This is a genomic window from Halomonas sp. GXIMD04776 (assembly GCF_049808615.1).
In the GTDB taxonomy this organism is placed as follows: Bacteria; Pseudomonadota; Gammaproteobacteria; order Pseudomonadales; family Halomonadaceae; genus Modicisalibacter.
Window position 1 is genome coordinate 59063 of sequence record NZ_JBNCAN010000007.1, and the last position, 24640, is coordinate 83702.

The window sequence follows — 24640 nt, forward strand, 5'->3', positions numbered from 1 at the left end:
TCGACCGGGCTGGCGCACCAGCACCGCGTAACGCAGCAATTCGTTCGCGTAGGCATTTATGCAGTGATTCCTTATCGTATCGTGCCGGTGACTCGTACCCGCCGACTCTCCCTAGGCTGATCTGCCTGCCGGGCCAAACGGCGTCGCTCCGCGCGATCGTCGATGACGTTCTTGGCCGCGATCAGCAGCCCGGTGGCGAAGAAGGCGCCGGGGGGTAGCACCAGAAACAGGAAACTGTAATCGGAAAACAGCGTGAGCTGCCAGTCGGCAGCCATTGGCCCTAGCAACAGCTCCATGCCGGCGAACAGCGTGCCCTGGCCGAACAATTCCCGCACCGCACCGAGTACCACCAATACGGCTGCAAAGCCGAGCCCCATCATCAAGCCGTCCGTGGCGGCGGGCAGCACGGGATTCCTGGCGGCGAAGCCGTCGGCGCGGCCAAGGATCGCGCAGTTGGTGACGATCAGCGGAATGAAGATGCCCAGAATCTGATAGAGCTGGAAGGCATAGGCCTGCATCAACAGTTCGGCGCAGGTAACGAAGGCGGCGATGATCATCACGAAGGCTGGCAGGCGCACATTGCTCGATACGTGATTGCGGATCAGCGACACCGAGACGTTGCTGCCGATCATGACCAGCAGCGTTGCCAGGCCCAATCCAAGGGCATTGACCACGGTGCTGGTGACCGCAAGCAAAGGGCACAGTCCCAGCAGTTGCACCAGCGCCGGGTTGTTGGACCACAGGCCGTTGCGCGTCAGCTCATTGAATTGATTCATTGCCGATCTCTTTGAGTAACTTCAGTCGGGCGCTTCCAGCAGCCGTTGGCGATGGGTAGCGAAGTATTCCAGGCTATCCTGCACCGCATTGACCACGGCCCGGGGGGTTATCGTGGCGCCGGTGAAGGCGTCGAAGCTACCGCCATTCTTTTTCACCGTCCACTGATCCGCGGGCGGATTACCCAGGGAGAGCCCTTCGAACTGCTTGATCCAGTCGCTCTTGCGGGCTTCGATCCTGTCCCCCAGCCCCGGGGTTTCCTGATGCGACAGCACCCGTACTCCGGTCAGTTCGCCGTTGGCTTTGATACCCACCAGCAGCGCGATATCGCCGCTGTACCCTTGGTGAGTGATCACCGGCAGGATAACGGCAGTAGTGTTGCCGTCTTGTCGCGCTTGCCAGACGCTGAAGGCGTCCTCTTGGCCGAGTTCTTCAGCGGCGGACAAGGTGACGGTATCGTCCACCAGATCATTGTCGTGCAAGCTGGCGGGCACCACCTCTTCCAGCGCCTGATACTGGCTGGCCAGACGATTGTCCGCGATACGCTCAAGGGTAACTGAATGGGTCAAGCCCACCACCCCGGCGGTGACGATGGCGAACAGGCCAAGCCCCACCACGCCGCGAACGATGCTGTGTACCAGCGGGCTCATGACGCACTCTCGTCGTCATCGATTTGATGCACCTTGATGCCGCGATTGGGGTGGGCGTGGCCGTAGGTGCGCGGCTGGGTGTAGTAGTCGATGAAGGGCACGGCGAAGTTCATCAACAGCACGGCGAAGGCGATCGCATCCGGGTAGGCGCCCCATTGACGAATCAGCATGACCAGCACCCCGATGCCGGCGCCGTAGTAGAGCTTGCCCTTACGACTGGTGGCGGCACTGACCGGATCGGTGGCGATAAAGAAGGCGCCAAAGATTGCCGCACCTCCCAGCAGATGAAACAGCGGCGTGCCGTGATGGCTCGGGTCGCCGGCATACATGAGGGTGGCAAGCACCAGCACGGCGCCCAGCAGGCTGACCGGGATGTGCCAGCTGATGATGCGCTTGAATAATAATAATGCGCCACCGGCCAGCCAGGCCAGAGCGGTGGCATGCCAGGCGTTCAGGGTGCCCGTTGGCAGGGGATCCGTCGTCCAGAACTCGCTGGCGAGCACGGTTTCGCCCTTGTGCTTGAAGGCATCCAGCGGCGTGGCCCCGGTCATGGCATCCGTTGGTTCCACTATTCCCAGAAAGTGCCCTAGCGCATCGCCTAGCCCGATGGCATTAGCGCCGAATAATCCTTGCGGCGCGGCCCACTGGGTCATCTCGATGGGAAAGGAAATCAGCAGCAGGGCATAGCCGACCATGGCCGGGTTGAAAGGATTCTGACCCAGGCCGCCGAAAAGCTGTTTGGCGACCACCATGGCGGCGACCATGCCGACTAACATCAGCCACCAGGGGGCGAAAGGCGGCAGTGACGCGCCCAGTAGCACGCCGCTCACCAAGGCGCTGTTGTCCCGCAGCGTCACGCCCAGCGGGCGGGCGCGCAGGCGCAAGATCAAGGCCTCTAAACCTATTCCCAGCCCGGCGGCGAAGAGTACATTGAACAGCACGCCCCAGCCGAAGAACCAGGTCAGGGTCGCGATGCCCGGCAGGGTGGCGAGCAGCACCCAGGCCATGACGCTGCCGGTGGAGGTCGCGGCGCGGGTGTGCGGTGGGCTGGTATGCATCAGGCTCATGAGGGGTTCGTTTCCTGATCCTGGCTCTGGCCCTGCTTCTGATCCTGCTTCTGGCTCTGAGCCTGCAGCATCGTCAGGCGCGCCTCGGTGGCCTGCAGGTTTTCCCGGGCGGTGGCCAGTTGGGTTTCCATATCCTCTAGCTCTGTTTTATCGGACTGGCGGGCTTCGCTGGTGCGGGCCAGGTTCTTCTCGGCCTTTTTCACCGCAGCCTTGGCGGCGGCCTGGGCGATCTTCAGTTTTCTGAGCTGGGCCGTATGGTCGGCGGCCGGCGATGCGGATTCGGGGCGAGCTGTCGTCGTGTCGTTGCGTGTCGTTTGCGTGGGTGGTGCTGGCGTGCGCTTCATGCGCGCCTCGCGCCTGGCCTGTTTCTCGGCCTCTTCCCGGGCCATTCGGGCCTGACGAAACTCGAAGCGGTGCCGGGCATGTTCGGCCTTGCGTGTCTCCTGCTCACGAGCGCGAATCTCGCTCTTGCTGGCGCGATAGTACTGCACCAGCGGAATATGGCTGGGGCAGACGTAGGCGCAGGCGCCGCATTCGATGCAATCGAACAGATTAAAAAGCTCCGCCTTGTCGTGCTCGCGTCCCTTGGCAAACCAATATAGTTGCTGCGGCAACAGCGAAGCGGGGCAGGCGGTTTCGCAGGCGCCGCAGCGAATGCAGGGCTGTTCCGGCGGGGCCGGCGGTAGTTCCTCAGCGGTGGCGGCGATCAGGCAATTACTCGTCTTGATCAGTGGCAGGGCATCGCTTTCCAGGGTAAGCCCCATCATCGGGCCTCCCATGACCAGCCGCGACAGGCGCTCCGGTTGCAGGCCGGCAAAGGCCAGCAGTTCCTGCAGGGGTGTGCCGATTCGCGCCTCGACGTTGCCGGGCCTATCCAGCGCCTCGCCGGTCAGGGTGACGATGCGCGAGATCAGTGGCTCGCCGTCACGCACCGCCCGCAGCGCCGCCAGCAGGGTGCCAGGGTTGTGGCAGAGCACCCCGACATCCGCCGGCAGCCCCCGCGATGGCACCTCGCGGCCGGTGAGCAATTGCACGAGCTGTTTCTCGCCCCCGCTGGGATAGCGAGTCGGCACGACCTTGAGCTCAACAGCTATGTCAGCAGCGATAGGTTCACGCAGCGCCTGACTTAGCGCTTCATTTAGCGCGTCAATCGCCTCGGGTTTATTGTCCTCGATGCCGATCAGCACGCATTCGGCACCGCAAAGCCGGGCAAACAATAGCGCCCCCTCGAGAATGTCCGCCGTGTAGCTGCGCAGGGTCAGATCATCGGCGGTGATATAGGGTTCGCACTCGGCGGCGTTCACGATCAGCGTATCGATCGCATGCCGCTGGCGCACTTGCGCCTTTACCGCGGTGGGGAAGCCGGCGCCGCCCAGGCCGACGATGCCGGATTCGCGCAGGCGCTCGATCAGCGTTTCGTCGTCGCTGGCGCGCCAGTCGAGGGGCGGCAACCGCAGCCAATCGTTCTGACCATCGGGATCGGCATCGATGACGATACAGAGCGCGCGAACTTCACCCAGTGCCGCGGAAGGGGTCGGCACCGGGCGTTCCTCGATGGCGCTGACGGTGCCGGTGATGCTGGCGTGCAGGTTTGCCGAGATCATGCCCTGGGCACGGGCGATCACTTCGCCGGTGCGAACGCGCTGTCCAACGGTGACGACTGGTTCCGCCGGCATGCCGAGGTGCTGGGTCAAAGGCAAGATCACCCGCTTGGGTAGCGGCGCTTGAACGAGTGGCACACGATTGGAAAGCGTCTTGCGCTCGGGTGGATGGATGCCGCCGGGAAAGTCGAAGTCAGCCATGCAGACTCCCCTCGTTCATCTCCCGGGCCGGTGTACGGTCGTTGGCAATCAGGGCTGCGCTTATTTGATTTGCCTGATAGCCCGGGCGATGCCCAAACCCTTGTGGACGCGGCAGCATGTCGATGCAATCCACGGGGCAGGGCTCGACGCACAGATCGCAGCCGGTGCATTCATCGATGATGACGGTGTGCATGTGCTTGGCGGCGCCGAGAATGGCATCCACCGGGCAGGCCTGGATGCATTTGGTGCAGCCGATGCACTCGGCCTCGCGGATGTAGGCCGCCTTGGGCACATCCTGAGCCTCGCCATCCAGCGGCTTGGCCTCTCGGCCCAGCAGATCCGCCAAGGCGGCGATGGTCGCCTCGCCGCCGGGTGGGCACTTGTTGATCTCGTCGCCCTGGCTGATCGCCTCGGCGTAGGGCTTGCAGCCCGGGTAGCCACACTGACCGCATTGGGTCTGAGGCAGCAGGGCATCGATGCGTTCGACCACCGGATCGCCCTCGACCTTGAAGTACTGACCGGCAAAACCGAGCAGCGCACCGAACACCGCCGCCATGCCCAGCAGGGCGACGATGGCGAGCAGGATGTCGTTGTCGGTGAGCAGTTCGAGCACGTTTATAACCCTATTGCTTTCAAACTTGTACGAGTCCGCTGAACCCCATAAAGGCCAGCGACATGAGACTCGCCGTGATCATGGCGATCGCCGCGCCACGAAAGGGGCGCGGCACATCCGCCACCGCCAGGCGCTCCCGCATCGCCGCGAACAGTATCAGCACCAGGGAAAACCCCACCGCCGCCCCGAAGCCATAGAGGGTGGCCTCCATGAAGCTCGACTGGCGATTGAGCGACAGCAACGCCACCCCCAATACTGCGCAATTGGTGGTGATCAGCGGCAGGAAGATGCCCAGCACCTGATACAACAGCGGGCTGGTCTTTCTGACCATCATCTCGGTGAACTGCACCACCGCGGCGATGACCATGATGAAGGCGATGATGCGCAGGTATTCAAGACCCAGGGGCACCAGCAGATAGTGAAACGTCAGGTAGCTCACGATCGACGACAGGGTCAGCACGAAGGTGGTGGCCATCGCCATGCCCATGGCGGATTCCAGCTTGTTGGACACGCCCATGAACGGGCACAGCCCCAAAAACTGCACCAGCACGAAGTTGTTGACCAGAACGGTGCTCACCAGGATCAGGAAGTATTCGGTCATTGCCAGTCAATCGAAGCCAAATGGCGCCTGATGCCTCTCTCGTGATCGAGACGCAAGCGGGAAAAAGTGACCGGTATTATACTCCCCTGGCTACGGACGGCATACCATTAGCCGGTTTTGCCCTGGCTTAGCTCAGTGCATGAACGCCTGCCACACGGATACGGTTGCGCCCCGACTGCTTGGCGGCATACAGCGCCTCATCGGCGGCCTCGATCAGCGCTTCCATACTTTGCGATCGCTCGCGAGTACAGGATGCGATGCCGATACTGATCGTGACCACCGTGTCGACCGACGATGCCGCGTGGGGCAGGGCAAAGGCTTCGATGGTCTGGCGCAGGATCTCCGCCTGTCGGATACCCTCTTCGAGGGTGGTATCGGGAAGAATGACCATGAATTCCTCGCCGCCGGTGCGGGCGGCCAGTTGCGGGGGCCGATTGAAAAGCCGGCTCATGGTGTCGGCGATAATTTTCAAACATCCGTCACCGGCTGGGTGACCGTAGTGGTCGTTGTAGGCCTTGAAGTTGTCGACATCGATCATGAGTAGCGTCATCGGCTGGTGAGCAAGGTTCGCGGCCTCAAGGGCTTTCGTCAGCCGCTCGTCGAACAAGCGCCGATTGGCAAGGCCGGTCAGTGGATCGCGTTGAGAAAGCTCGATCAAGGAGGAGGTCTGACAGCGCTGGTGCTCGAGAAGCTGCTGGAACTTGCGCGCCAATATGCCGATCTCGTCGCGTCGCTGGAGCAAGGGTCGGGGTGGGTCGATATCATCCTTTTGCTGAACCCGTTGCGTGAACGCCGCGAGCTGACGCAAGGGCGACAGGATCATTCGCTCCAACAGCAGTAGCACCACAACGACGACCAGCACCCCCACGATCCAGTAGAGTACCAGGCGAAAGTCATCGATACCCGTTCTGTAGCTGTGACGCGGCAGTTCGGCATGAAGCGCTAAGAGTGTTCCCTCCGGCTCGGCGGCCAGCCGGCGGATGGCCGTCATGCTTTGTGGGTCCTTGCGCTCGATCCATTGTCGGGGCTGTGCGGCTGCGCTGCTGTCGATGGTTTCGACAGAAAGCGCCAGACCGGCCCTATCCTTGAGTTCCGCGAACCAGTCATTGTCCATGGGGCGCATCATCAACAGCCAGCCTGCGATTGGGCCATCGCCATTACTTTTGACGATCGGCCAGGCACTGGCCATCGCCTGTTGTGGTTGGGCCTGAAGCCAGGTGCGCGTCTTGTCATCCAGACCGGCCGCGATGCGTTGTTGAAGTGACTCCAGGACCGGTCTGGCCCAGGCACAGTCAGTCGTGAGCCCGGCGCAGGAGGTGTAATGCTTACTTTGAGGATGGATACCGGCGATCCAATACGGTGTGGCATCGGCCTTGAGAAAGATTATGAGATTCAGATTGGCATCTTCGAAGACCAGACCGTCTGCGATATTGGATTTTAGATAATCTCCCGTGTCGCCTTGTAGGAACTCGTAGCTATCATCCCAGACCGCCCAATCCTTGTTGAGCAGACTCAAGTGGTTCAATTCACCGTTGATTGCTCGCATTGCCCGGTCGAGCTCCGCTGTGGCGTACTTTTCCTCCTCGACAAGCAGGGCCGGGATCACCAGCTGTCGGGCGATGAGCGCCAGTAGGATCAGCGCTACCAAGAGGACGATCCCCATGACGAAAAAGAAGCGGTAGCGCAGGGAATCGAAAACAGGTGTCATGATCAGGTGACCGTCATATCGTGTGATCTCGCTGCGTATTTTCCTCATATGAAAAAAACAGATGAATCCAGACTCCTCATGGTATGCAGTCGACCAGACGTGAATGTCTTCTTGCAGTAGTTGCTACGTCTATCGGTTTGGGCAAATGACAAAGAATCTAATTCGAAAATAGCAGAGGTAAGAGAAGAAAGAGAGGGAAGGAAGAAGGAGTTGCTTACGAATATAGGACTAGACGACAACAGCGAGCAGCGTTCTACACACTGTTGTCGATCCATGAATTACCGCATCAATAATGCCTGTGCAAACTCGACGATTCGTTCGGCAATTCCGTAAACGTATCGGTGCAAGCCTCAGGTCACCCGCTGACCCGGCTCCGCGCCGCTATGCGGCTCCAGCAGGTAGATGCCCTCGTCATTACCCGCGGCCAACACCATGCCTTCCGACACACCAAAGCGCATCTTGCGCGGCGCCAGGTTGGCAACCATCACCGTCAGCATGCCTTCCAGCGCTTCCGGAGCATAGGCCGAACGGATGCCGGAAAACACCGTGCGCGTCTCGCCGCCCAGATCCAGGGTCAGCTTGAGCAGCTTGTCGGCGCCTTCGACATATTCCGCCTTGGCGATGCGCACGATGCGCAGGTCGACCTTGGCAAAATCATCGAAATTTATCTCTTCGGCGATGGGGTCGTCCGTCAGTGGCCCTTTGGGTGTCTCTTTCAATTTCTTCTCCTCCGCCAGGTCTTCCTTGGAAGTCTCGATCATGGCATCGATCCTGTCGCGCTCGATGCGGGTCATCAGCGGCTTGAACTTGTTGATGGTGTGGTCTTCCAGCACGGCTTCGCGGCTATGCCAATCGAGGGATTCTAGATTGAGAAACGCGCGCGCCTCCTCGGCCATCTTGGGTACCACCGGGGCAAGATAGACCATCAGCTGGCGGAACAGGTTGATACCCACGGAGCAGATATCCAGCACCTCCTGCTCGCGGCCTTCCTGCTTGGCCAGCACCCAGGGTTCCTTCTCGGCGATGTAAGTATTCGCTTCGTCTGCCAGCTCCATGATCCGGCGCATGCCGCGCCCGAACTCCCGGCTATCGTAATCCTCGGCGATGGCCTCGCCGGCGTCGATAAAGCGCTGCACCAAGGCTGGCTCGGCGCAATGATCAGAGAGCTTGCCGTCGCCCAGTTTCTTGACGAAGCCGGCGCAGCGGCTGGCGATGTTGACCACCTTGCCGACCAGATCCGAGTTCACCCGGTAGGCGAAGTCCTCCAGGTTCAAGTCTAGATCATCGACCCCGGAGGTGAGCTTGGCGGCGAAGTAGTAGCGCAGGTATTCCGGGTTCAGATACTCGGCGTAGGTCTCGGCCTTGATGAAGGTGCCCCGGGACTTGGACATCTTCGCGCCGTTGACGGTGACGAAGCCGTGGCAATGCACGCCGGTGGGCGTGCGTAGGCCCGCACCTTCGAGCATGGCCGGCCAGAACAGCGCGTGGAAGTAGACGATATCCTTGCCGATGAAGTGATAGACCTCGGCCTCCGAGTCCTTCTTCCAGTAGCTGTCGAAGTCGATGCCTTCCCGGTCGCACAGGTTCTGGAAGCTGGCGAGATAACCGATCGGCGCATCCAGCCACACATAGAAGTACTTACCCGGCGCATCCGGAATCTCGAAGCCAAAATACGGCGCATCACGGGAGATATCCCACTCGTTCAAACCGGACTCAAACCACTCCTGCAGCTTGTTGGCGATCTGCGGCTGCACATGGCCGCCCTGAATCCACTGTTTCAGGAACGCCTCGAAATCCGGCAGCTTGAAGAAGTAGTGTGTCGAACTGCGCACTTCCGGCGTGGCGCCGGAGATGGCCGAGACCGGATCGATCAATTCCGCCGGCGTATAGGTACCGCCGCAGGCCTCGCAGTTGTCGCCGTATTGATCCGGCGTCCTGCACTTAGGGCAGGTGCCCTTGATGAAACGATCCGCCAGGAACAAGCCCTTCACCGGGTCGTACATCTGCTCGATGTCGCGAGTCGCGATATGCCCGGCATCGCGCAGCGCGGTATAGATGCGCTCGCTGTGAAGGCGATTCTCTTCGGAATGGGTGGAGTGATAGTTATCGAATGCTACCCCGAAGCGCGCGAAATCCGCCTGATGCTCCTCGGAGACCCGCGCGATCAACTGCTCCGAGGTGATCCCCTCCTGCTCGGCACGCAGCATGATCGCGGTGCCGTGAGCATCGTCGGCACAGACGTAGTAGCACTCGTGGCCACGGCTTTTCTGAAAGCGCACCCAGATATCGGTCTGGATGTACTCTAGCAGATGGCCCAGGTGGATCGAGCCGTTGGCGTAGGGCAGGGCGCTGGTGACCAGGATCTTGCGCTTGGCGTTGGCGGTAGTCGGCATGATGGCTCTAGTGACTGAATCGGAAAGAAATGAGCGTCACAAGGACGAAAGGCCGATTGTAGCCCGCTTGGCGGTTGGGTGCATCCGTGGGGGGTTCCTGCTCACCCGATCGGCGAAGTTGTCTTCGATCAAGTTTTATTCAAAAAACTCAGAGTACTACGGCCAATGTCTAATGACTTATTACTAGGTTTATAAGAAACTGTCGCCACAGTGCGACAAAATAATAGGGGTGAATGTGACAGGGGCGCGGCAAAGCGTTGTGACCCTGGGGCGGTAGCGTGGGCGGAGCAGTCATCCACATGTGGTTCAATGAGCTGGCTGCCCGTTCAGTTTATTTCCCTTGGCGGAGGCCGGCGGGGGCACGGATCTGGTCGCGTAGCCGAAGGTGCTTCCCAGGCATGGATGGGGCTTCTGTAGAGTATGTGTTTTTATAAGATGTTGTTGCGTGAGTAAATCACAACAGTCAGATGAGAACGTGGCAGCCAGCAGAGTGGTCGGCTAAGTCGTAGTTTTATGGATTTTTAGGTGGACGTTCTTGGGAGAAGAAAACCGTAATCATAAAGCGGTCAGGTTTTCGCAATAGCGAAGCGATCTGCCCAATTGCTGTTATATTTCATGAGGCTATAGATGCGAGTATTCGGGGAAGAAGAACAGCAGATAATTCGCAAGATTAATACAGGTGATGGCTTCGCCAGAAACCTGATCAACATCTTTGAAAGTATCAAAAACCTTCCAGGTGTTCGTGTGAAGGTGAATAAAACAGCTATGTCTGCTGAGCTGTTGTTCGAATGCCAGAATCCTGAACCGAATGAAGCCGAGATTCAATATGCGATATCTGAGCACCAGAAAATAATTGAAAACCTCATATTGCATTTGGTTCTGTTGAAATATTTAGAGAAGCAGGATCTAGCTACATTCTTCGAGCCGACCCAGAATCACCAGCAGGTGATTGAGTTTGGAGCAGGCGCCGTAAATATGCCTTCATTCTCAATGGCCATCAACGACGAGATGCTAGTAAAGCTTCTTGTTCAGTATTTGAACAAAGAAATTGTTCCTTCTCCCACTCTTCGCCATTTAGAGAAAAACAACTTTCGTTCGGACGAAGAACTTCGCTTTCTCAGGCAGCAACGCGCTACATGGACAGCTATTGTCATTACGTTCTTGATAGGTGCTATGGGTATCTACAGCGGGCACCAATCCTACTCCTTCCAGAGGGCTCAAGCGGAACAGTCAAATCAAAGTACCGGAGAAATATTGTCAACTATTGATCGTGGTTTCGATTCGCTCACCAAGTCAGAAGTCTATCCGCATTCCGAGCTGGAAAGAATTGCAAACGAACTCTCAGAAATGAATTCAACTATCGAGACTTCTTCGAAATCAAGCCTGGAAGAATAAATATAACAATCGGTTGCACAGCGACCGATTTTCCGCCGCTTCGCGGCTCCAAACCGGCGCGTGAGCCGGGCGTTAGATTTCACGACGCGGCTCGGTTGAAACCTCTAAGTATCGGTTCAGACCTGTATCTTAGCCATAAAGCAGTGCTTTGGAAGGCAATAAAATAGTAGATGGTTACATGAAACTGAATATAGATGATCCAAGTAAACTGTATCGTGGGGTTAACGCTGAACTGGATGGTATTATCGGTGAGCTGACCACCGAGTCATACGATGAACAATTGAGCGGCGCTCAGCGTGAGGCTCATTCATTGCTCCAGGAGCATCGGTCGAACCTTCAGGATCAAATGGAAGTACTTGAGACCAATGCCGAGTGGGATACTTTCACTGTCGCGTTTTATGGCGAAACGGGTGCTGGCAAATCCACCATCATAGAGACTTTGAGGGTATTGCTGAGAGAAGACAGCAAACTGAAAGACCAGGAAGCCTTCCGGGATTTCCAGAACAAATACAAGCTGACAATACAGAGACTAGACGGCCTCCACCATGAGGTAGAGCGACTTGGCCAGGAACTTGAAGATCTCCGCGATAAACATGAAGAAGCGTCTGCCAACTATGAGAAGCTGAGCGCAGAGTCCAGTGACAAGATTGCCAAATATCGGGAGCTGATACTGGAGCAAAAACGGACGGCGTCCTTGTGGCAGAAGTTTCTGCACCTGTTCAGGAAAATGGAAGAGGAGCTGGCCCTTGCTCGTGAAGAACAACAGTTGCGCAAGATCGAAGCAGAAAGCGAAAGCAGGTTGTGGGCCCTGAACGAACAGAAAACAGGACTAGAAAACCAGCTGGCTGAAGCCAGGAACAATCTGCAGGAGTTCAGGGAACGTCTGCCAGAGCTTGAAGCTCTGGCAGACGGCGGAATCATAGGAGATGGCCGCTCAGATTTCACTCGAAGGACGCAGCGATTCGACTTCAGCGTAGCTGGCCAAGGGTTCGCACTGCTTGACGTACCGGGAATAGAAGGTACTGAACGCCTGATCGCGGAGGAGATTGAGACAGCGCTCCAAGCAGCCCATGCGGTGTTCTACGTCACGAACCAGCCCACACCTCCCCAAACGGGTGACCAGGAACTGAGGAAAGGGACCCTGGAAAAAATCAAAACGCACCTTGGGGCTTCGACAGAGGTGTGGTGTGTTTTCAATAAAAAAGTAATCAACCCCAAGTATGCGCTGAAAGATCGTCCCCTGATCTCCGAAGATGAATACGCCAGCTTGCAAGAGCTTGAAGGAAAAATGGTGGAACAGCTCGGGGCGCATTTCCAGGGGGTTCGTCCGTTGACCGCACTCCCGGCCTTCCTGGCAGCAACAGATCATTTTGCGCCCGACTCACAGAACGCGCGGCGCCGCAAGAAAGCTCTATCCGAATTTGCAGCAGACCAGCTGGTCGAATTATCCGGCGTAGAGGCATTTATCCGCCAGATACAGGACAGTCTGCTGGAAGGTAGTAAGCAAAAAATCCGACGGGCTAACCTCTTCAAGGTCAAGGACGCTCTGGACAAGACAGCCGTCGTCCTCGACCAGGTAGGAGAAGGGATTTCAGAGTTGGCGTCGAACCTGCGCCTTGGCGAGCAGAGTTCGAAGAAGCAAATCAGAAGTGGCTTTTCGTCATTCAGGAAGCGTCTCGAATCATCTGCCGAGACCTCGATTGCCCGCTTCAGCAGCGATGTTCTGAACGAGGTGTATTCAGAAATCGTCGACGATATCAGCAATGACGCCTTTAAAACGAAGTTGGAACAGTTGATTGAAACCCATCAGCAGCGGCTGAGCGAAAGGTTGAAGAAGGCGATGGTGAAGGAGATCGAACGCTTTGAAAAGGAAACCGAGAATATAGTGAAGCGTTTCGAGGATAAAAGTCGCGAATTGACAGATATCTACACCACCATTGCCAGTGCCGACATTGATCGTGACTTCGACCTCAAACTGGATATCGACAATGGTTTGCGGTTGACGAACCTGCTGGCAGTCATTGTTGGTGGAGCACTGCTGTGGTGGAACCCGGCAGCCTGGCCCGTGCTGTTAATGGGTGCGGCCAGTGTTGTTGTGGGCGCTTATAAGGCCGTACGTGGATTTCTGAGTTCCAATTACAAAAAAGCGCAGCAACGAAAAGCTGCTGATGAAAACCTCAGAAATATTACCGAAAAATTACGGGAATCACTGCAGGAAAGCCTAGAACAAGGTCTCCCGGAGATGGAAAAAACGATCAGTGAGATTGAGCAGGCACTTGCCAGACCAGCGAACAAGGCGAGGGCACACGCAGACCTGATTAACAAGTCGAACACAAAAATCAAGGCATTGTCGGGCATGATTGAAGCTACAGGAGCTCTGTAATGAAAGATACTCTCAATTCCTTCAAAGACCAGAAGAACGAATCTCTAGAGCTGCTGAACAGGCTTTCGAAATTTTTGACGCAAGGTGAAAAGGCCGGAGTTCCGATCGATCAGGAGTTGCGATCCAAGCTTCAGACAGCCATACAGTCCGTGTCCGGAGAACGGCTCAAGGTCGCACTCATAGGCGGTTTTTCAGAGGGTAAAACGTCTATTGCCGCCGCCTGGATGGAGCAGCTTGATAAGTCCAGCATGAAAATCAGCCACAGTGAATCTTCTAATGAGGTGAAGGTTTACGAGGTGGGGGAGGAGTTTGTACTTATTGATACCCCAGGCCTGTTTGGCTTCAAGGAAAAATACAACGCTGAGAAGCAGGCTATCGAAAAGTATAAGGACATAACCCGGAAATACGTGAGCGAAGCACACCTGGTTCTGTATGTCATGAATCCGACCAACCCGATCAAGGAGAGCCACGAGGACGACCTGGTATGGCTGTTCCGTACCCTGGGGCTTCTGCCCAGAACAGTGTTCGTACTCAGCCGCTTCGACGAAGTAGCGGATGTGGAAGATGAAGATGACTACCGTGATAACCTCAAAGTTAAATATGACAATGTCGTTGGCAGGCTTCGCGCGGCGATAGAGCTTGCCGATGGAGAAGAGAAAGAGCTATCGGTAGTTGCTGTGGCGGCTAATCCGTTTGACCTGGGCGTTGATCACTGGCTTCAGAATCCCGGCGAGTTCAAAGAACTGTCGCATATTGCCGAGCTTCAGACAGAGACGGCACAGAAGATTCATAATAACGGTGGTGCAGCTGCCCTTGCAGAGGAAATGCGCGCCAGTATTATCCGCGATGTTCTAAGTAAGCAGTTGCCGGTGGCGATAGAGAACGACCAGAAGATCTCACAGGAAGTCACCAAGCTGGACGCACTGAATAACCACCTGAAGCTGCAGCTGGCGACCACAGAGAGGGATATCGAAGATGCGAGGATAGGGCTCCGGGAGTTCGTCTCCCAATATTTTTCCGACCTGATTCTCAAGGCGAAAGGTTGTAGCCTTGAAACCTTCGGTGATTTCTTTGAACGGGAAATCGGCTCTGAAGGTATTGTGATTTCCACCCGGTTACAGAATGAGTTCAGCCGGCAGGTGCAGCCAATTACGCTGGAAGTCGAGAAAATGCAGATTGGTTTTGACAACGAGGTCAGTCACTTCAATACCACAATCAAGGCGATGGGCAAGCAGGGCGTAAACCACTTGCTTAAAGGAAAGTTCATTAATAAAGACTCGATCCTGGCCGCCCGGGATGGCGTTGTGAATGTCGCGAAGTCCATTGGGGTCGATCTTGGTAAGTATCTTAAGTTCAAGCCGTGGGGAGCGACTAAATTTGCCAAAGGGGCGAATGGAGCTCTTGCTGCAGTAGGGTTGGTGTTTGAACTATGGGATAGCTGGGAAGAACATAAGCGCCAAACCGAGTTCCAGAACGCTATTGCCAAAATGGTGAGCAATTTCGAGAAGCAGCGAGAAGAACTGCTGACACTTATCAACTCGGATCAGTTCAAGGAAATGTTCTTTGGGAGCTATATTGAGCTCCGGCAGCAAGTCGCGGAGGTAGAGCAGATGCTCCATAAAAGTCGAGAAAATCAGCACCTCTTCCATGAATGGAAATCCGAAGCGGAAGCAATAAAGGAAGATTTCAAGCGGATGAGATGAGTATAAGCTCTGGGTAATAAGCTGATCCGTCAAGGGGTCTCTGCAGTTCTCCGAGTATGTTGGTCCCATGATGCTGGAAAAAGCCGCTATCGATAGTGAGGTTCGATGAAATCTAACTACGGCGTTAGCCAACCAGTGTTGAAAAGGAGTGACCCATGGCAGAAAGTGATGAATGGTTTATTTACATTGAAGATCGAGACCGGAAGCAATTCTCCCTCGCAGGGCCTATAACTGGACGTTTTGTTGATGACTGGATTGAAAAAATTGTTGTAGAGCAAGACTCTGGCCGAGATCTGGCCTGTCAAGAATTTACGAGCAAACAAATGCCAGAATGTAGAGTGCATGCTAAAAGCCGGGGGCTTTCTGAAGTCGATAGTGCACAACTCATTACCACACCTAAAGATAAGAGCAACGATTATCTTGGAAAGCTCCCAGATTACGCGAGCAAAGCGGATCGAGCAAAAGTTGTCCAACTTCTTTGCAAGGGAAAGTGTGGCCGTGGTAGATGGGCAGAATTGAATAAGATATATCCCGGCAAAGTGGCTCTTCGCAAAGCCCTGATGGGAGAATACAAGGCAACGTGCCTGCGCTGCGGGGGCACTTCGCTAGATAACTATAATTGGTATAGGTGACCAATGGCTAACAAGCAAAGCCAGCTGACGCGTACCGCGCAGCTGCTTTGAGCGTTAACTGTCCGGCGCGTGGATGTAAGCATAGGGAGTTAAATTTATGGGCTTAAGTGCCAGGCTGTTTTTTGACAATAATGAAACTGAAACACTATTTACACGTATATCGTTGACGCATGAGCAGTTAGAAGACGCTAGAGCGAAGAAAGATAAACTGCTTGAGTTGTTTAAGCCAGAACTTGCCGCATCGCTGGTGGTTCCAGTAAAACACTGGCTCCAAGGGTCATATAAGAATCATACGCTTATAAGGCCTATGAAAAAGGGGGATGAATTTGATATTGATGTTGGAATATATGTTTTATGTAACGCAGAAGATGAAGGGTTATCTGCTTCAGAAGTAAAACAGATAAATCGAAATATACTCGAGTGGTATGTGTCGAATAGACCAGAGGCTAAGGTTGGAGAAAGTAAAACGAGCTGTGAGCGATTGATTTATCCTTCTTCTTTCCATATTGATATACCTATTTACTATTACGATTCTGAAGCCGATACATGTAAGCTCGCAATCGATTCGGACGAGTGGATTGATAGTGATCCCAAATTTCTTCAAGACTGGTTTAATAAAAAAGTATCAAGACTTTCGTCGAAATCTTTGGCTCAGCTTAGAAGGATAATTAAGTATCTAAAAGCATGGACGCTAATTAAGGGTAAAGAAGACGGCATTAAAATTCCCTCAATCGCGATTACCGCATTAGTAGCAGAGCAATATGTTGAAGCGGACGATGACGATGACGCCTTCATTCAAACCGCTGTAAATATCGCTAGTTATATAATCTCAAATGACACCTTAGACAACCCGTGTAACGGTGGAGATTTATTTGAATTCAAAGATGATGATTATGAAAAAATTAGAAGTAAAGCAATAGCATTAAAGAATTCCTGCGAGTTTATCGATAAGTCAGAGGATAGTCTTCAGCAATACGTTTTGTGGGGTGCAACATTTGAGCACATGTTTCCTTCCTTTGCTGAAAGGATCGACGAAGTGTCAAAGAAAACAAATCTTCCCGCAATAACAGTGCCGCCTAAGATTAATGTTCGTCATCTCGGAAAAAATGGAAAGTTACTTTCTAGTAAAGTGACAGATGAGATAAGAGCTTTTCGTGATGAAGATCTTTATTTTTCAATTGACAACAAGTCAGATTATAGCGAAACCGCCGAGGTTCATTGGATTGTTCGTAATCAAGATGCAGAAGCGAAAAGGATCAATGATCTTGGCCACACTTCGGTACTTTCAGTTAACGACGAGCGATACGAGGGTTGTAGTTATGGCGGTGGACATTATATGGAATGCCTGGTTCTGGAAAATAACAACATAAAGGGTATGGGGGTAGTGAAGGTTCGCATCACTGGTTTTTCTCGTCCTTTGAGAAACCCACCGAAGAAAAAGCATTACAAAGGTAGATAAATATGTGGAGAGTATTCCCGAAGCTTGGGCTGTTAAAATTATTACTTGCAACCTTTTCAATTATATTTCTATCGGCTTTGATTCTATTGTTGGGCCCTGACGATGGCGCCATTTCCTGGGATAGCTTTGGGGATGCTTTTAAGCTTGCGACACCGACAACGTTTATATTCGTAGCGATTATTTTTGTTATCGGGAGATGGGGATGGCTGGTTTTTTGGAAGTCTCCAATTCTTGGGGATTTTTTACACAAAGCGGTATGTCCAAATCTAAACGGAAAGTGGCTCGGTGAGGTGCACTCAAATTACACTGACGAAAGTGGAAACAACACCGTAAAAGAAGTGGAGCTATCCATTAAGGCAGATTTATTTGGATTCAAATTGGCCATGAGATCATTGGATGGTTATCAAGAGAGCAAGGTAATACAAAGTGAACTTTATCGAGATCCTCGTACCGGAACTTTCTATTTGACTTATATTTTTGAGGCGTCGGTCCCGGTTCCAGAAGAAACAGATGATAGACTCTTTGAGGGAGCGGCCAAGCTTGAGATAATAATTAATGAAGCAGATACAGTCTTAAAAGGAACGTATTGGACAAATAGAGCGTGGCAAAGAGGGATGAACACGGCCGGACTGATTACGATGAAGAGGGAAAACAGTTAACCAGTGTAGGCAAGGGACGCTCCCGACGTCGCGCCCCTGCTGCAGGCGTTAAATCCCGGTTATAGCGAGATCCAGAGCTCCGATAATCTGGTCTCTGAAATGTGAGAGTGAGCCAATCGGGTTCGTGAGTTGTTTTTCAGGTACTGAGGAAATTTGTGGGGTAAGCAACAAAAGTTCCTGTTCGTCGAAGGTTATTTCGGGTGTAAGCCCTTGCATTGCCTGGCCACCGAAGGCTGAGCGGTTGCCCAACGGTATGACGATGCGGGTTGCCAGGTCGGCCAGGAGAGCGCTTTGAACATCCACCAGGAATGGATAGAAAGTGTTACTGGTTTTGCTCGGGTTGGGATAAACATTGAACTAGGCCATCAAAGCCCCCGAACACGTCACCGAAGCATTCATGCTGATCGACGAACTCGCTGTAGCTTTTGATCGCCGTACGGTTTTCTTCAACCCATCGGTTTGCTTCTCGTTTCTCAAGATCCTCCAACAGGAAAGGAACATCTCTTTTGAGGATGTGGTCTTGCACATCTCGGTTGGAGGTATCCTGGATACCTTCGAGCATCCGAATCAGGAACGGTATCCAGGCCAACAGATTCACGTGATTGAAATAGAAGGGTACGTCTATTTGGTACCCTTTGTAGAGTCGGAAGATGAAGTTTTTCTGAAAACGATCATTCCGAGCCGGAAAGCGACCAAAACCTATTTGGGAGGTCCAAAATGAGCAGGCTGGACAAAGAGGAGCAGGAAATTCTGGAGAGGTTCGAGGCCGGAGAACTACAGCGGGCACCGGACATCGATGATCGGAAAGCACGGCATCAGCAGTATGCAGAGGCCATGTTCAAGAAAGATGCCCGCATTAACATCAGGCTTTCTTCCAAGGATCTTCGGGGGCTTCAGAAGAAAGCGCTGGCTGAAGGCATTCCTTACCAAACCCTTGTTGCCAGTATTCTCCACAAGTACGTGGAAGGTCGTTTGCATGAGGATCGGTAGCTGACCCAGCCATGCCCGAATGCCAGAACCTCCGCTTCGCTGCGCCTTTGTCACCGACGCCGGCCCTCGCCATATGCGTCTGCCGACTAACGGGCCGCTGTACGCCGATCCGTTGGCACCTTATCTGGCGCGGCGTTTTTCGTCCACGTCTTCCGAAAGCCAGGCTTTGATCAGTGACTGATAAGGCATGTCACGTTTGTTGGCTTCGATTTTGATCCTATCAAGCAGGGTTTCCGGCAACCGGAGTGAGATCGTCTTGGTAGAGGGTTTCAGTTTTGGAAAAGAAGCAGGTTGAGCGCGACGCCAGTCCACGTACTCAGTGGAATCATGGCTTTCCCAGAACTCTCTTTCCTCTGCTTCGGTTTTGAACTCAGGCATCTTTTTCAATTTGCTCATAATTTGCCCTCTCTTTGCGGTGCATATCACGAGCGGAAATCACTCGGATCAGAGTACCGTTACCTCTCAATGTGAAGGTGATATGCAATAAACGTGCATCGTCGGTTTCACCAAGGGCGTGATACCGGGCTTCCTTTTGGCTGTGCTTGTCGTCTTCCAGCACCAGAAGCGGTTCATTGAAGAATATTTCCTCTGCTTCGGACTGGCCAACGCCGTGCTTTTCCGCGTTCTTGCGCGAATTGCCTTCGTCCCAGTCAAAACCCGTTATTTGCGCCCAATCAATCATGTTTGTATATTATCAACATATACACACCCGTCAACCAGCGCTAACATCGTCACGTACCGGGGCATGCGTGTCCGCCTGCTTTCTCTCAGGCGGTCTCGCAAGAAAGAGGTAGAGCTGTATGAAAGCTAAGGACTTCGATAAAAAATTTGATGAAGGTAAAGAAGATATCGTTGATGACCTTGATCTTTCGACCGCACGCAGGGTGAACCAGGAGAGCAAGTGCATCAACGTCGATTTTCCATCTTGGGTGGTTGAGCGCCTTCGGGCTGAGGCTTCTAGCAGACCGCCCAACAATGACGCTGCAAGTGGTACTCATTAGCGAAGCATTACAAAATGCCACCATGAAGCAACAAGGCTTCATCCTCACCCGCCATTGGCGGGATACGCCTGAAGGCACCGAGGTGTCGTTCTGGCTGGCAACCGACGCCGGCCCTCGCCATGTACGTCTACCAACGCAGGTATCGGTGGCGTTCATTCCCGTCGAACAGCGCAGCCAGGCGGAGCGGGTGCTAAACGGCGAGCGGGATGTCGAGCTAAAGCCACTCGAGCTTTGTGATTTCCACCATCGCGCGGTGCTGGGGCTCTACTGCCGTCATCACCGCCAGTTGATGAACCTGGAACGGCGCCTGACGGATGCGGGCGTCGACGTTTTTGAAGCCGATATCCGCCCGCCGGAGCGTTACCTGATGGAACGCTTCATCACTGCGCCGGTGAGGTTCACGGGGCAAAAAGCGGCGGACGGTTCCTTTGTAGCCGCACACCTGAAACCCGCGCCGGACTATCGCCCACGCCTCAGACTGGCCTCGCTGGATATCGAGACCAGCGAGCGTGGCGAGTTGTATTCCATCGCCCTGGAGGGTTGCGACGAGCGTCAGGTGTATATGCTCGGGTCGGCTAGTAATGGGGATGAATCCGCTGCTTCCCTCGATTTTCCCCTCGACTTCTCCCTGCAGTATTGCGACAGCCGCGAGTCGCTGCTTGAGTGCCTCAATGAATGGATGGCGCGGCACGATCCGGATGCGATCATCGGTTGGAATGTGGTGCAGTTCGATCTGCGTATTCTGCAACGGCACGCCGAGCGCCTTGGCGTACCGCTATTGCTGGGGCGGGGTGGCGAACCGATGGAGTGGCGTGCCCATGGCAACAAGCCCAATCACTTCTTCGCCGGTGCACCAGGGCGATTGATCATCGATGGCATCGAGGCGTTGCGCTCGGCGACCTGGAGCTTTACCTCGTTCAGCCTGGAGAATGTCGCCCAGACGCTGCTCGGCGAGGGCAAGGCGATCGACAACCCTTACCAGCGCATGGACGACATCAACCGCATGTTTGCCGAGGACAAGCCGGCGCTGGCCCACTATAACCTCAAGGACTGCGAGCTGGTCACGCGGATCTTCGAGAAGACGAAGCTGATCGACTTCCAGCTCGAGCGCGCCACCGTCACCGGCTTGCCCGCCGATCGCAGCGGCGGTTCGGTGGCGGCGTTCTCGCACCTCTACCTGCCGCATATGCATCGGCTGGGCTTCGTGGCGCCCAATCTTGTCCGGAATCAGGGCGAGCGGGCAGGAGAAGGCAGCCCTGGCGGTTTTGTGATGGACTCGCGCCCGGGCCTTTACGATTCGGTGCTGGTGCTGGACTTCAAGAGCCTGTATCCCTCGATCATCCGCACCTTCCTGATCGACCCGGTGGGGCTGATCGAGGGCTTGCGCGAGCCGGATGATGAAAGCTCGGTGCCGGGCTTCGTCGGGGCGCGCTTCTCCCGCAGGCGGCATGCCTTGCCCGAGATGGTGGCGCGGGTCTGGCAGGGGCGCGAGGCCGCCAAGCGCGAGGGCAATGCGCCGCTTTCCCAGGCGCTGAAGATCATCATGAATTCGTTCTACGGTGTGCTGGGCACCCGGGGCTGTCGGTTCTTCGATCCGCGTTTGACGTCATCGATCACCCTGCGCGGCCACGCGATCATGCACCGTACCCGCGAACTGATCGAAGCCGAAGGGTATACCGTTATCTATGGGGATACCGATTCCACCTTCGTTTGGCTGGGAAGTGCGCATGACGAGGACGCGGCGGCGCGAATCGGCCGGCACCTGGTCGAGCGCGTCAATGCCTGGTGGCACGAACATCTGCGCGACGAATACGACCTGGATAGCGCGCTGGAACTGCAGTTCGAGACCCACTTTCGGCGCTTTCTGATGCCGACCATCCGCGGCGCGGAGGCGGGCAGCAAGAAGCGCTATGCCGGACTGGTAAGGGAGGCCGATAGCAACGAACGGCTGGTGTTCAAGGGCCTGGAAACGGTGCGCGCCGACTGGTCGCCGCTGGCCAAGGTCTTCCAGCAGGAGCTCTATAGACGCATCTTCGTCGGCGAGCCTTACCGTGACTATCTGCGCGATTACGTTGCTCGCACCCTGGCAGGCGAGTTCGACGAGCGGCTGATCTATCGCAAACGCCTGCGCCGCAAGCTCGACGATTACCAGCGCAACGTGCCGCCTCATGTGCGGGCGGCACGTCTCGCCGACGAGTACAACGACCAAGTGGGCCGACCGCGCCAGTACCAGAATGGCGGCTGGATCAGCTACGTGATCACCGTCACCGGGCCGGAACCGCTGGAGACGCGTCGCTCGGCCATCGATTACCAGCATTACCTCACTCGCCAGTTGCAACCGGTGGCCGATGCCATCCTGCCGTTCGTCGGTGATGATTTCAGCGCGTTGATCGACCGCCAGCTGGGGCTATTTTGAACCGATCCTGTCAAGGGGCTTGATCCTCCAGGCGGTAAGGCAGCGAGAGATCGCCGGAGGCCACGTCGTAGACCTCATAGATGCCGAGCATCGGACGGCTGTCGTCGGACGTGTTGACCTCCAGATAGGCGGTGACGGCATCGAAGGAGAAGTCCCGGGCATTCTGAATTCGCCAGGACGGCACCAGGATTCGCAGGGTGTCGCCCCGTAGAACCACATTCAATCCCGGGGAGTCCAGATAGAGCGGCATGCCCGCATTCGTCGGCGGCAGCGTTGCCGAGTCATCGTCGGCGATTTCGCGTACAGCAAGCCCGCCGGGGGCCTGGTCGTCCTCGACGAGCACCACCCAATGGCTATGAAAGACGATCCCGTCGTTGTCGTAGTGCCCATCGCCTTGTTCATCCCACAGCGGTGTGTCATCGAAATCGGGATGCGATGTCGCGACCAGGGTCAGGATACCCTCGACGTCACCGAAGCCGACCACGGTCGGAGAGAGGGTCGTAGGGAAGGCATAGGTGAGCACCGGTGCGCCGTCCATCCGGCCTCTGGCCTCGGGCAGGGTGGCGCCGGCTTGTCCCGCCACCTTGACTTCGAAGACCAGCATGTCGTAATCGGCGACGTAATGTCCGCTGGTCGCGGCAATCGATAGATCATCGGTCGCGGTTAACGGGGTTACCGTCTCGTCCGCCATGAGTGTGCCGACGGCCAGCATCCCGCCGAGCAGGCTTGTAGGTAATAGAGTAACAGCACGCATGTCATCTTCCTCTTGAGGAGGGCCGTCGAGGAAGCATCACCCCAGCGGTCTCGTGGCATAATGTATCGAGTCGATACATCAATAGGTTTAAGAGACTATTCGTGGCTTGTCAAGCAATGCATCGAGTCAATACACTGAGCCCATGAACCTCGCCGCGACACTCCTCGAACGTCTCGCTGCCCTGATTCACCAATCGGTCCGCGATGACGCCGCCCGCCATGGGCTATTGCCGATCCAGCTACAGGTGCTGGCCTATCTGGCGCATGCCAATCATTACAGCGACATTCCCATCGCGGTGGCCGAGTATTTCGGCATCACTCGCGGGACGGTGTCGCAGACTCTTGGCGTGTTGGAGCGAAGGGGGCTGGTCGTGAAGCAACCGGACAGCAGGCATGGCAAGCGTGTGCACCTACACCTCACCCCGTCAGGGCGTGAACTACTCGATGACAGCTGGGCAAGCCGTTTGACATCGGTGCTGGAGGAGTCGCCAGAGGTGGACGCCAGCTCCCTGGAAGAAGGCCTGCGTGGTTTGCTGGTGGCGCTGCAGCGTCAGAACCATCATCAGGCATTCAACGTCTGTTGGCGCTGCGAGCATTTTCTGGACGAAGGGGAGGGGTATCGCTGCGGCTTGACCAGCGAACCTCTAGAGCCGGAGCAGACTCTGAAGATCTGCCGGGAGTGGACCGCGCCCACGCCAAAGTCCTATTAACGCACAATGTGAATCGGTCGCTGATTCATCACGGTGCTCCTGTGTTCTGGTGCGACGCTTGGGACTAGGAGTGGGTGCGGCGTCTGGCGTTTAATCAACGTTTTCTTGATTTTTGTCATAGGTGGGCGTTGCCGTTTACCGATCAAATTTCTACACTTTTTTGCCTCACAATTTGGGTTTAGGAGCGTGTTATGAGAAAAGCGTTATGTGTAAGCGTGGCGCTATTGGCATCAGGCGCGGCGAATGCCGAAAGCGAGGCGCAATGGGGATATTCGGGTGCCAAGGGGCCAGAAAACTGGGCCGAGCTGAGCCCAGACAACTTCGCCTGCGCCGGCAAGAATCAAGCGCCGATCAACCTGACTGGGTTTATCGAGGCGGAACTACAGCCTATAACCTTCGACTATCAGAAAGGAGCCGAGCAGATCCTCAATAACGGCCATACGGTGCAGGTGAACTACGAGCAAGGCAGCAGCATCGACGTCGACGGTATCACCTTCGACCTGAAGCAGTTTCACTTCCATGCGCCGAGCGAGAACCATATTGATGGTGAATCCTATCCGCTGGAAGCGCATCTGGTGCACGCCAGCGACGAAGGCGATCTGGCAGTGGTGGCAGTGATGTTCGAAGAGGACACCGCGAATGAAGGGTTGAAGAAAGCCTGGACCAAGATGCCCGAACAGGCTGGTGAGGAACGCGCCTTGCCGTCGAGCGTCAGGGCGGAAGACATTCTGCCGGAGAACCGGGACCACTATCGCTTCAATGGCTCGTTGACCACCCCGCCTTGCACCGAAGGCGTGCGCTGGCTGGTCATGAAGCAACCCCTCACGGCGTCGAGCGAGCAGATCGAGCGCTTCGCCGATGTCCTGCATGAGCCCAACAACCGTCCGCTACAGCCGGTCAATGCTAGGCCCGTCTTGCAGTGATTGATGCT

The 24640-nt window shown here is 55.4% G+C and carries 23 protein-coding genes and 1 pseudogene; 11 read left to right on the forward strand and 13 right to left on the reverse strand.

Annotated elements, in window-relative coordinates; translation table 11 throughout:
• Positions 1-71: 71 nt before the first annotated feature.
• The 8 genes from ACPF7Z_RS06310 to metG form a co-directional block, all read right to left on the reverse strand.
• The gene (locus ACPF7Z_RS06310) at positions 72-776 is read right to left on the reverse strand and encodes an electron transport complex subunit E (RefSeq protein WP_425192367.1); all 705 of its coding nucleotides are present in this window, start codon (positions 774-776) and stop codon (positions 72-74) included.
• Between the two features lie 21 nt (positions 777-797).
• Positions 798-1424: an electron transport complex subunit RsxG gene (gene rsxG, locus ACPF7Z_RS06315; RefSeq protein ID WP_425192369.1), complete on the reverse strand. Its 627-nt coding sequence runs from the start codon at positions 1422-1424 to the stop codon at positions 798-800.
• A complete protein-coding gene (locus ACPF7Z_RS06320) occupies positions 1421-2491 on the reverse strand; it encodes an RnfABCDGE type electron transport complex subunit D (RefSeq protein ID WP_425192370.1) in 1071 nt (356 codons plus the stop codon). The genes rsxG and ACPF7Z_RS06320 overlap by 4 nt, the downstream gene beginning before the upstream one ends.
• Complete coding sequence (gene rsxC / locus ACPF7Z_RS06325; protein ID WP_425192371.1) at positions 2488-4293, reverse strand: electron transport complex subunit RsxC; 1806 nt, start codon at positions 4291-4293, stop codon at positions 2488-2490. The genes ACPF7Z_RS06320 and rsxC overlap by 4 nt, the downstream gene beginning before the upstream one ends.
• Positions 4286-4849 (reverse strand): electron transport complex subunit RsxB, encoded by a 564-nt coding sequence (rsxB, locus tag ACPF7Z_RS06330; RefSeq protein ID WP_425192485.1) that lies wholly within the window; start codon positions 4847-4849, stop codon positions 4286-4288. Before rsxB ends, rsxC begins: the two co-directional genes overlap by 8 nt.
• Before the next feature lie 76 nt (positions 4850-4925).
• The gene (rsxA, locus tag ACPF7Z_RS06335; protein WP_425192372.1) at positions 4926-5507 is read right to left on the reverse strand and encodes an electron transport complex subunit RsxA; all 582 of its coding nucleotides are present in this window, start codon (positions 5505-5507) and stop codon (positions 4926-4928) included.
• Positions 5508-5634: 127 nt separating this feature from the next.
• Positions 5635-7215, reverse strand: coding sequence for a diguanylate cyclase domain-containing protein (locus ACPF7Z_RS06340; protein WP_425192373.1), 1581 nt, complete (start codon positions 7213-7215; stop codon positions 5635-5637).
• 350 nt (positions 7216-7565) lie between these two features.
• On the reverse strand, positions 7566-9608 hold the full coding sequence (gene metG / locus ACPF7Z_RS06345; protein ID WP_425192374.1) for a methionine--tRNA ligase: 2043 nt from the start codon (positions 9606-9608) through the stop codon (positions 7566-7568).
• A 627-nt stretch (positions 9609-10235) separates the two neighbouring features.
• Here metG and ACPF7Z_RS06350 point away from each other — a divergent pair.
• From ACPF7Z_RS06350 to ACPF7Z_RS06375, 6 genes are all read left to right on the forward strand, one after another.
• The gene (locus ACPF7Z_RS06350) at positions 10236-11003 is read left to right on the forward strand and encodes a hypothetical protein (RefSeq protein ID WP_425192375.1); all 768 of its coding nucleotides are present in this window, start codon (positions 10236-10238) and stop codon (positions 11001-11003) included.
• Positions 11004-11181: 178 nt separating this feature from the next.
• A complete protein-coding gene (locus ACPF7Z_RS06355) occupies positions 11182-13386 on the forward strand; it encodes an AAA family ATPase (protein ID WP_425192376.1) in 2205 nt (734 codons plus the stop codon).
• Positions 13386-15089 (forward strand): LeoA/HP0731 family dynamin-like GTPase, encoded by a 1704-nt coding sequence (locus tag ACPF7Z_RS06360; protein WP_425192377.1) that lies wholly within the window; start codon positions 13386-13388, stop codon positions 15087-15089. Before ACPF7Z_RS06355 ends, ACPF7Z_RS06360 begins: the two co-directional genes overlap by 1 nt.
• A 155-nt stretch (positions 15090-15244) precedes the next feature.
• Positions 15245-15721 (forward strand): hypothetical protein, encoded by a 477-nt coding sequence (locus tag ACPF7Z_RS06365; protein ID WP_425192378.1) that lies wholly within the window; start codon positions 15245-15247, stop codon positions 15719-15721.
• 97 nt (positions 15722-15818) lie between these two features.
• Positions 15819-17180 (forward strand): CBASS cGAMP synthase, encoded by a 1362-nt coding sequence (locus ACPF7Z_RS06370; RefSeq protein WP_425192379.1) that lies wholly within the window; start codon positions 15819-15821, stop codon positions 17178-17180.
• Positions 17181-17182: 2 nt separating this feature from the next.
• Complete coding sequence (locus ACPF7Z_RS06375) at positions 17183-17839, forward strand: hypothetical protein (RefSeq protein WP_425192380.1); 657 nt, start codon at positions 17183-17185, stop codon at positions 17837-17839.
• A 48-nt stretch (positions 17840-17887) separates the two neighbouring features.
• Here the strand turns inward: ACPF7Z_RS06375 and ACPF7Z_RS06380 are convergent.
• Positions 17888-18184, reverse strand: a pseudogene (locus tag ACPF7Z_RS06380) (CcdB family protein); the annotation flags it as partial.
• Positions 18162-18401, reverse strand: a complete 240-nt coding sequence (locus tag ACPF7Z_RS06385) for a type II toxin-antitoxin system CcdA family antitoxin (RefSeq protein WP_425192486.1) — start codon at positions 18399-18401, stop codon at positions 18162-18164. The gene ACPF7Z_RS06385 and the pseudogene ACPF7Z_RS06380, both read right to left, overlap by 23 nt.
• Positions 18402-18556: 155 nt before the next feature.
• Here ACPF7Z_RS06385 and ACPF7Z_RS06390 point away from each other — a divergent pair, with 155 nt between their 5' ends.
• Positions 18557-18829 (forward strand): antitoxin, encoded by a 273-nt coding sequence (locus ACPF7Z_RS06390; RefSeq protein ID WP_425192381.1) that lies wholly within the window; start codon positions 18557-18559, stop codon positions 18827-18829.
• Between the two features lie 120 nt (positions 18830-18949).
• Here the strand turns inward: ACPF7Z_RS06390 and ACPF7Z_RS06395 are convergent, their stop codons facing one another.
• Together ACPF7Z_RS06395 and ACPF7Z_RS06400 are read right to left on the reverse strand one after the other, a co-directional pair.
• Positions 18950-19225: a BrnA antitoxin family protein gene (locus ACPF7Z_RS06395; RefSeq protein WP_425192382.1), complete on the reverse strand. Its 276-nt coding sequence runs from the start codon at positions 19223-19225 to the stop codon at positions 18950-18952.
• Positions 19200-19511 (reverse strand): BrnT family toxin, encoded by a 312-nt coding sequence (locus ACPF7Z_RS06400; protein WP_425192383.1) that lies wholly within the window; start codon positions 19509-19511, stop codon positions 19200-19202. The genes ACPF7Z_RS06395 and ACPF7Z_RS06400 overlap by 26 nt, the downstream gene beginning before the upstream one ends.
• A 118-nt stretch (positions 19512-19629) precedes the next feature.
• Here ACPF7Z_RS06400 and brnA point away from each other — a divergent pair, with 118 nt between their 5' ends.
• The gene (gene brnA / locus ACPF7Z_RS06405; RefSeq protein ID WP_425192384.1) at positions 19630-19830 is read left to right on the forward strand and encodes a type II toxin-antitoxin system BrnA family antitoxin; all 201 of its coding nucleotides are present in this window, start codon (positions 19630-19632) and stop codon (positions 19828-19830) included.
• Positions 19805-22246 (forward strand): DNA polymerase II, encoded by a 2442-nt coding sequence (locus ACPF7Z_RS06410; RefSeq protein WP_425192385.1) that lies wholly within the window; start codon positions 19805-19807, stop codon positions 22244-22246. The genes brnA and ACPF7Z_RS06410 overlap by 26 nt, the downstream gene beginning before the upstream one ends.
• 10 nt (positions 22247-22256) lie before the next feature.
• Here the strand turns inward: ACPF7Z_RS06410 and ACPF7Z_RS06415 are convergent, their stop codons facing one another.
• Positions 22257-23000, reverse strand: a complete 744-nt coding sequence (locus tag ACPF7Z_RS06415) for a hypothetical protein (protein ID WP_425192386.1) — start codon at positions 22998-23000, stop codon at positions 22257-22259.
• A gap of 106 nt (positions 23001-23106) precedes the next feature.
• On the opposite strand from ACPF7Z_RS06415, the gene ACPF7Z_RS06420 reads away from it, so the two are divergent.
• Together ACPF7Z_RS06420 and ACPF7Z_RS06425 are read left to right on the forward strand one after the other, a co-directional pair.
• Entirely contained in the window at positions 23107-23709 is a 603-nt protein-coding gene (locus ACPF7Z_RS06420) for a MarR family winged helix-turn-helix transcriptional regulator (RefSeq protein WP_425192387.1), read from the forward strand.
• 191 nt (positions 23710-23900) lie between these two features.
• Positions 23901-24632 carry a carbonic anhydrase gene (locus ACPF7Z_RS06425; protein WP_425192388.1) on the forward strand — a complete coding sequence of 244 codons (732 nt, stop codon included), beginning with the start codon at positions 23901-23903 and terminating at the stop codon, positions 24630-24632.
• Positions 24633-24640 lie beyond the last annotated feature (8 nt).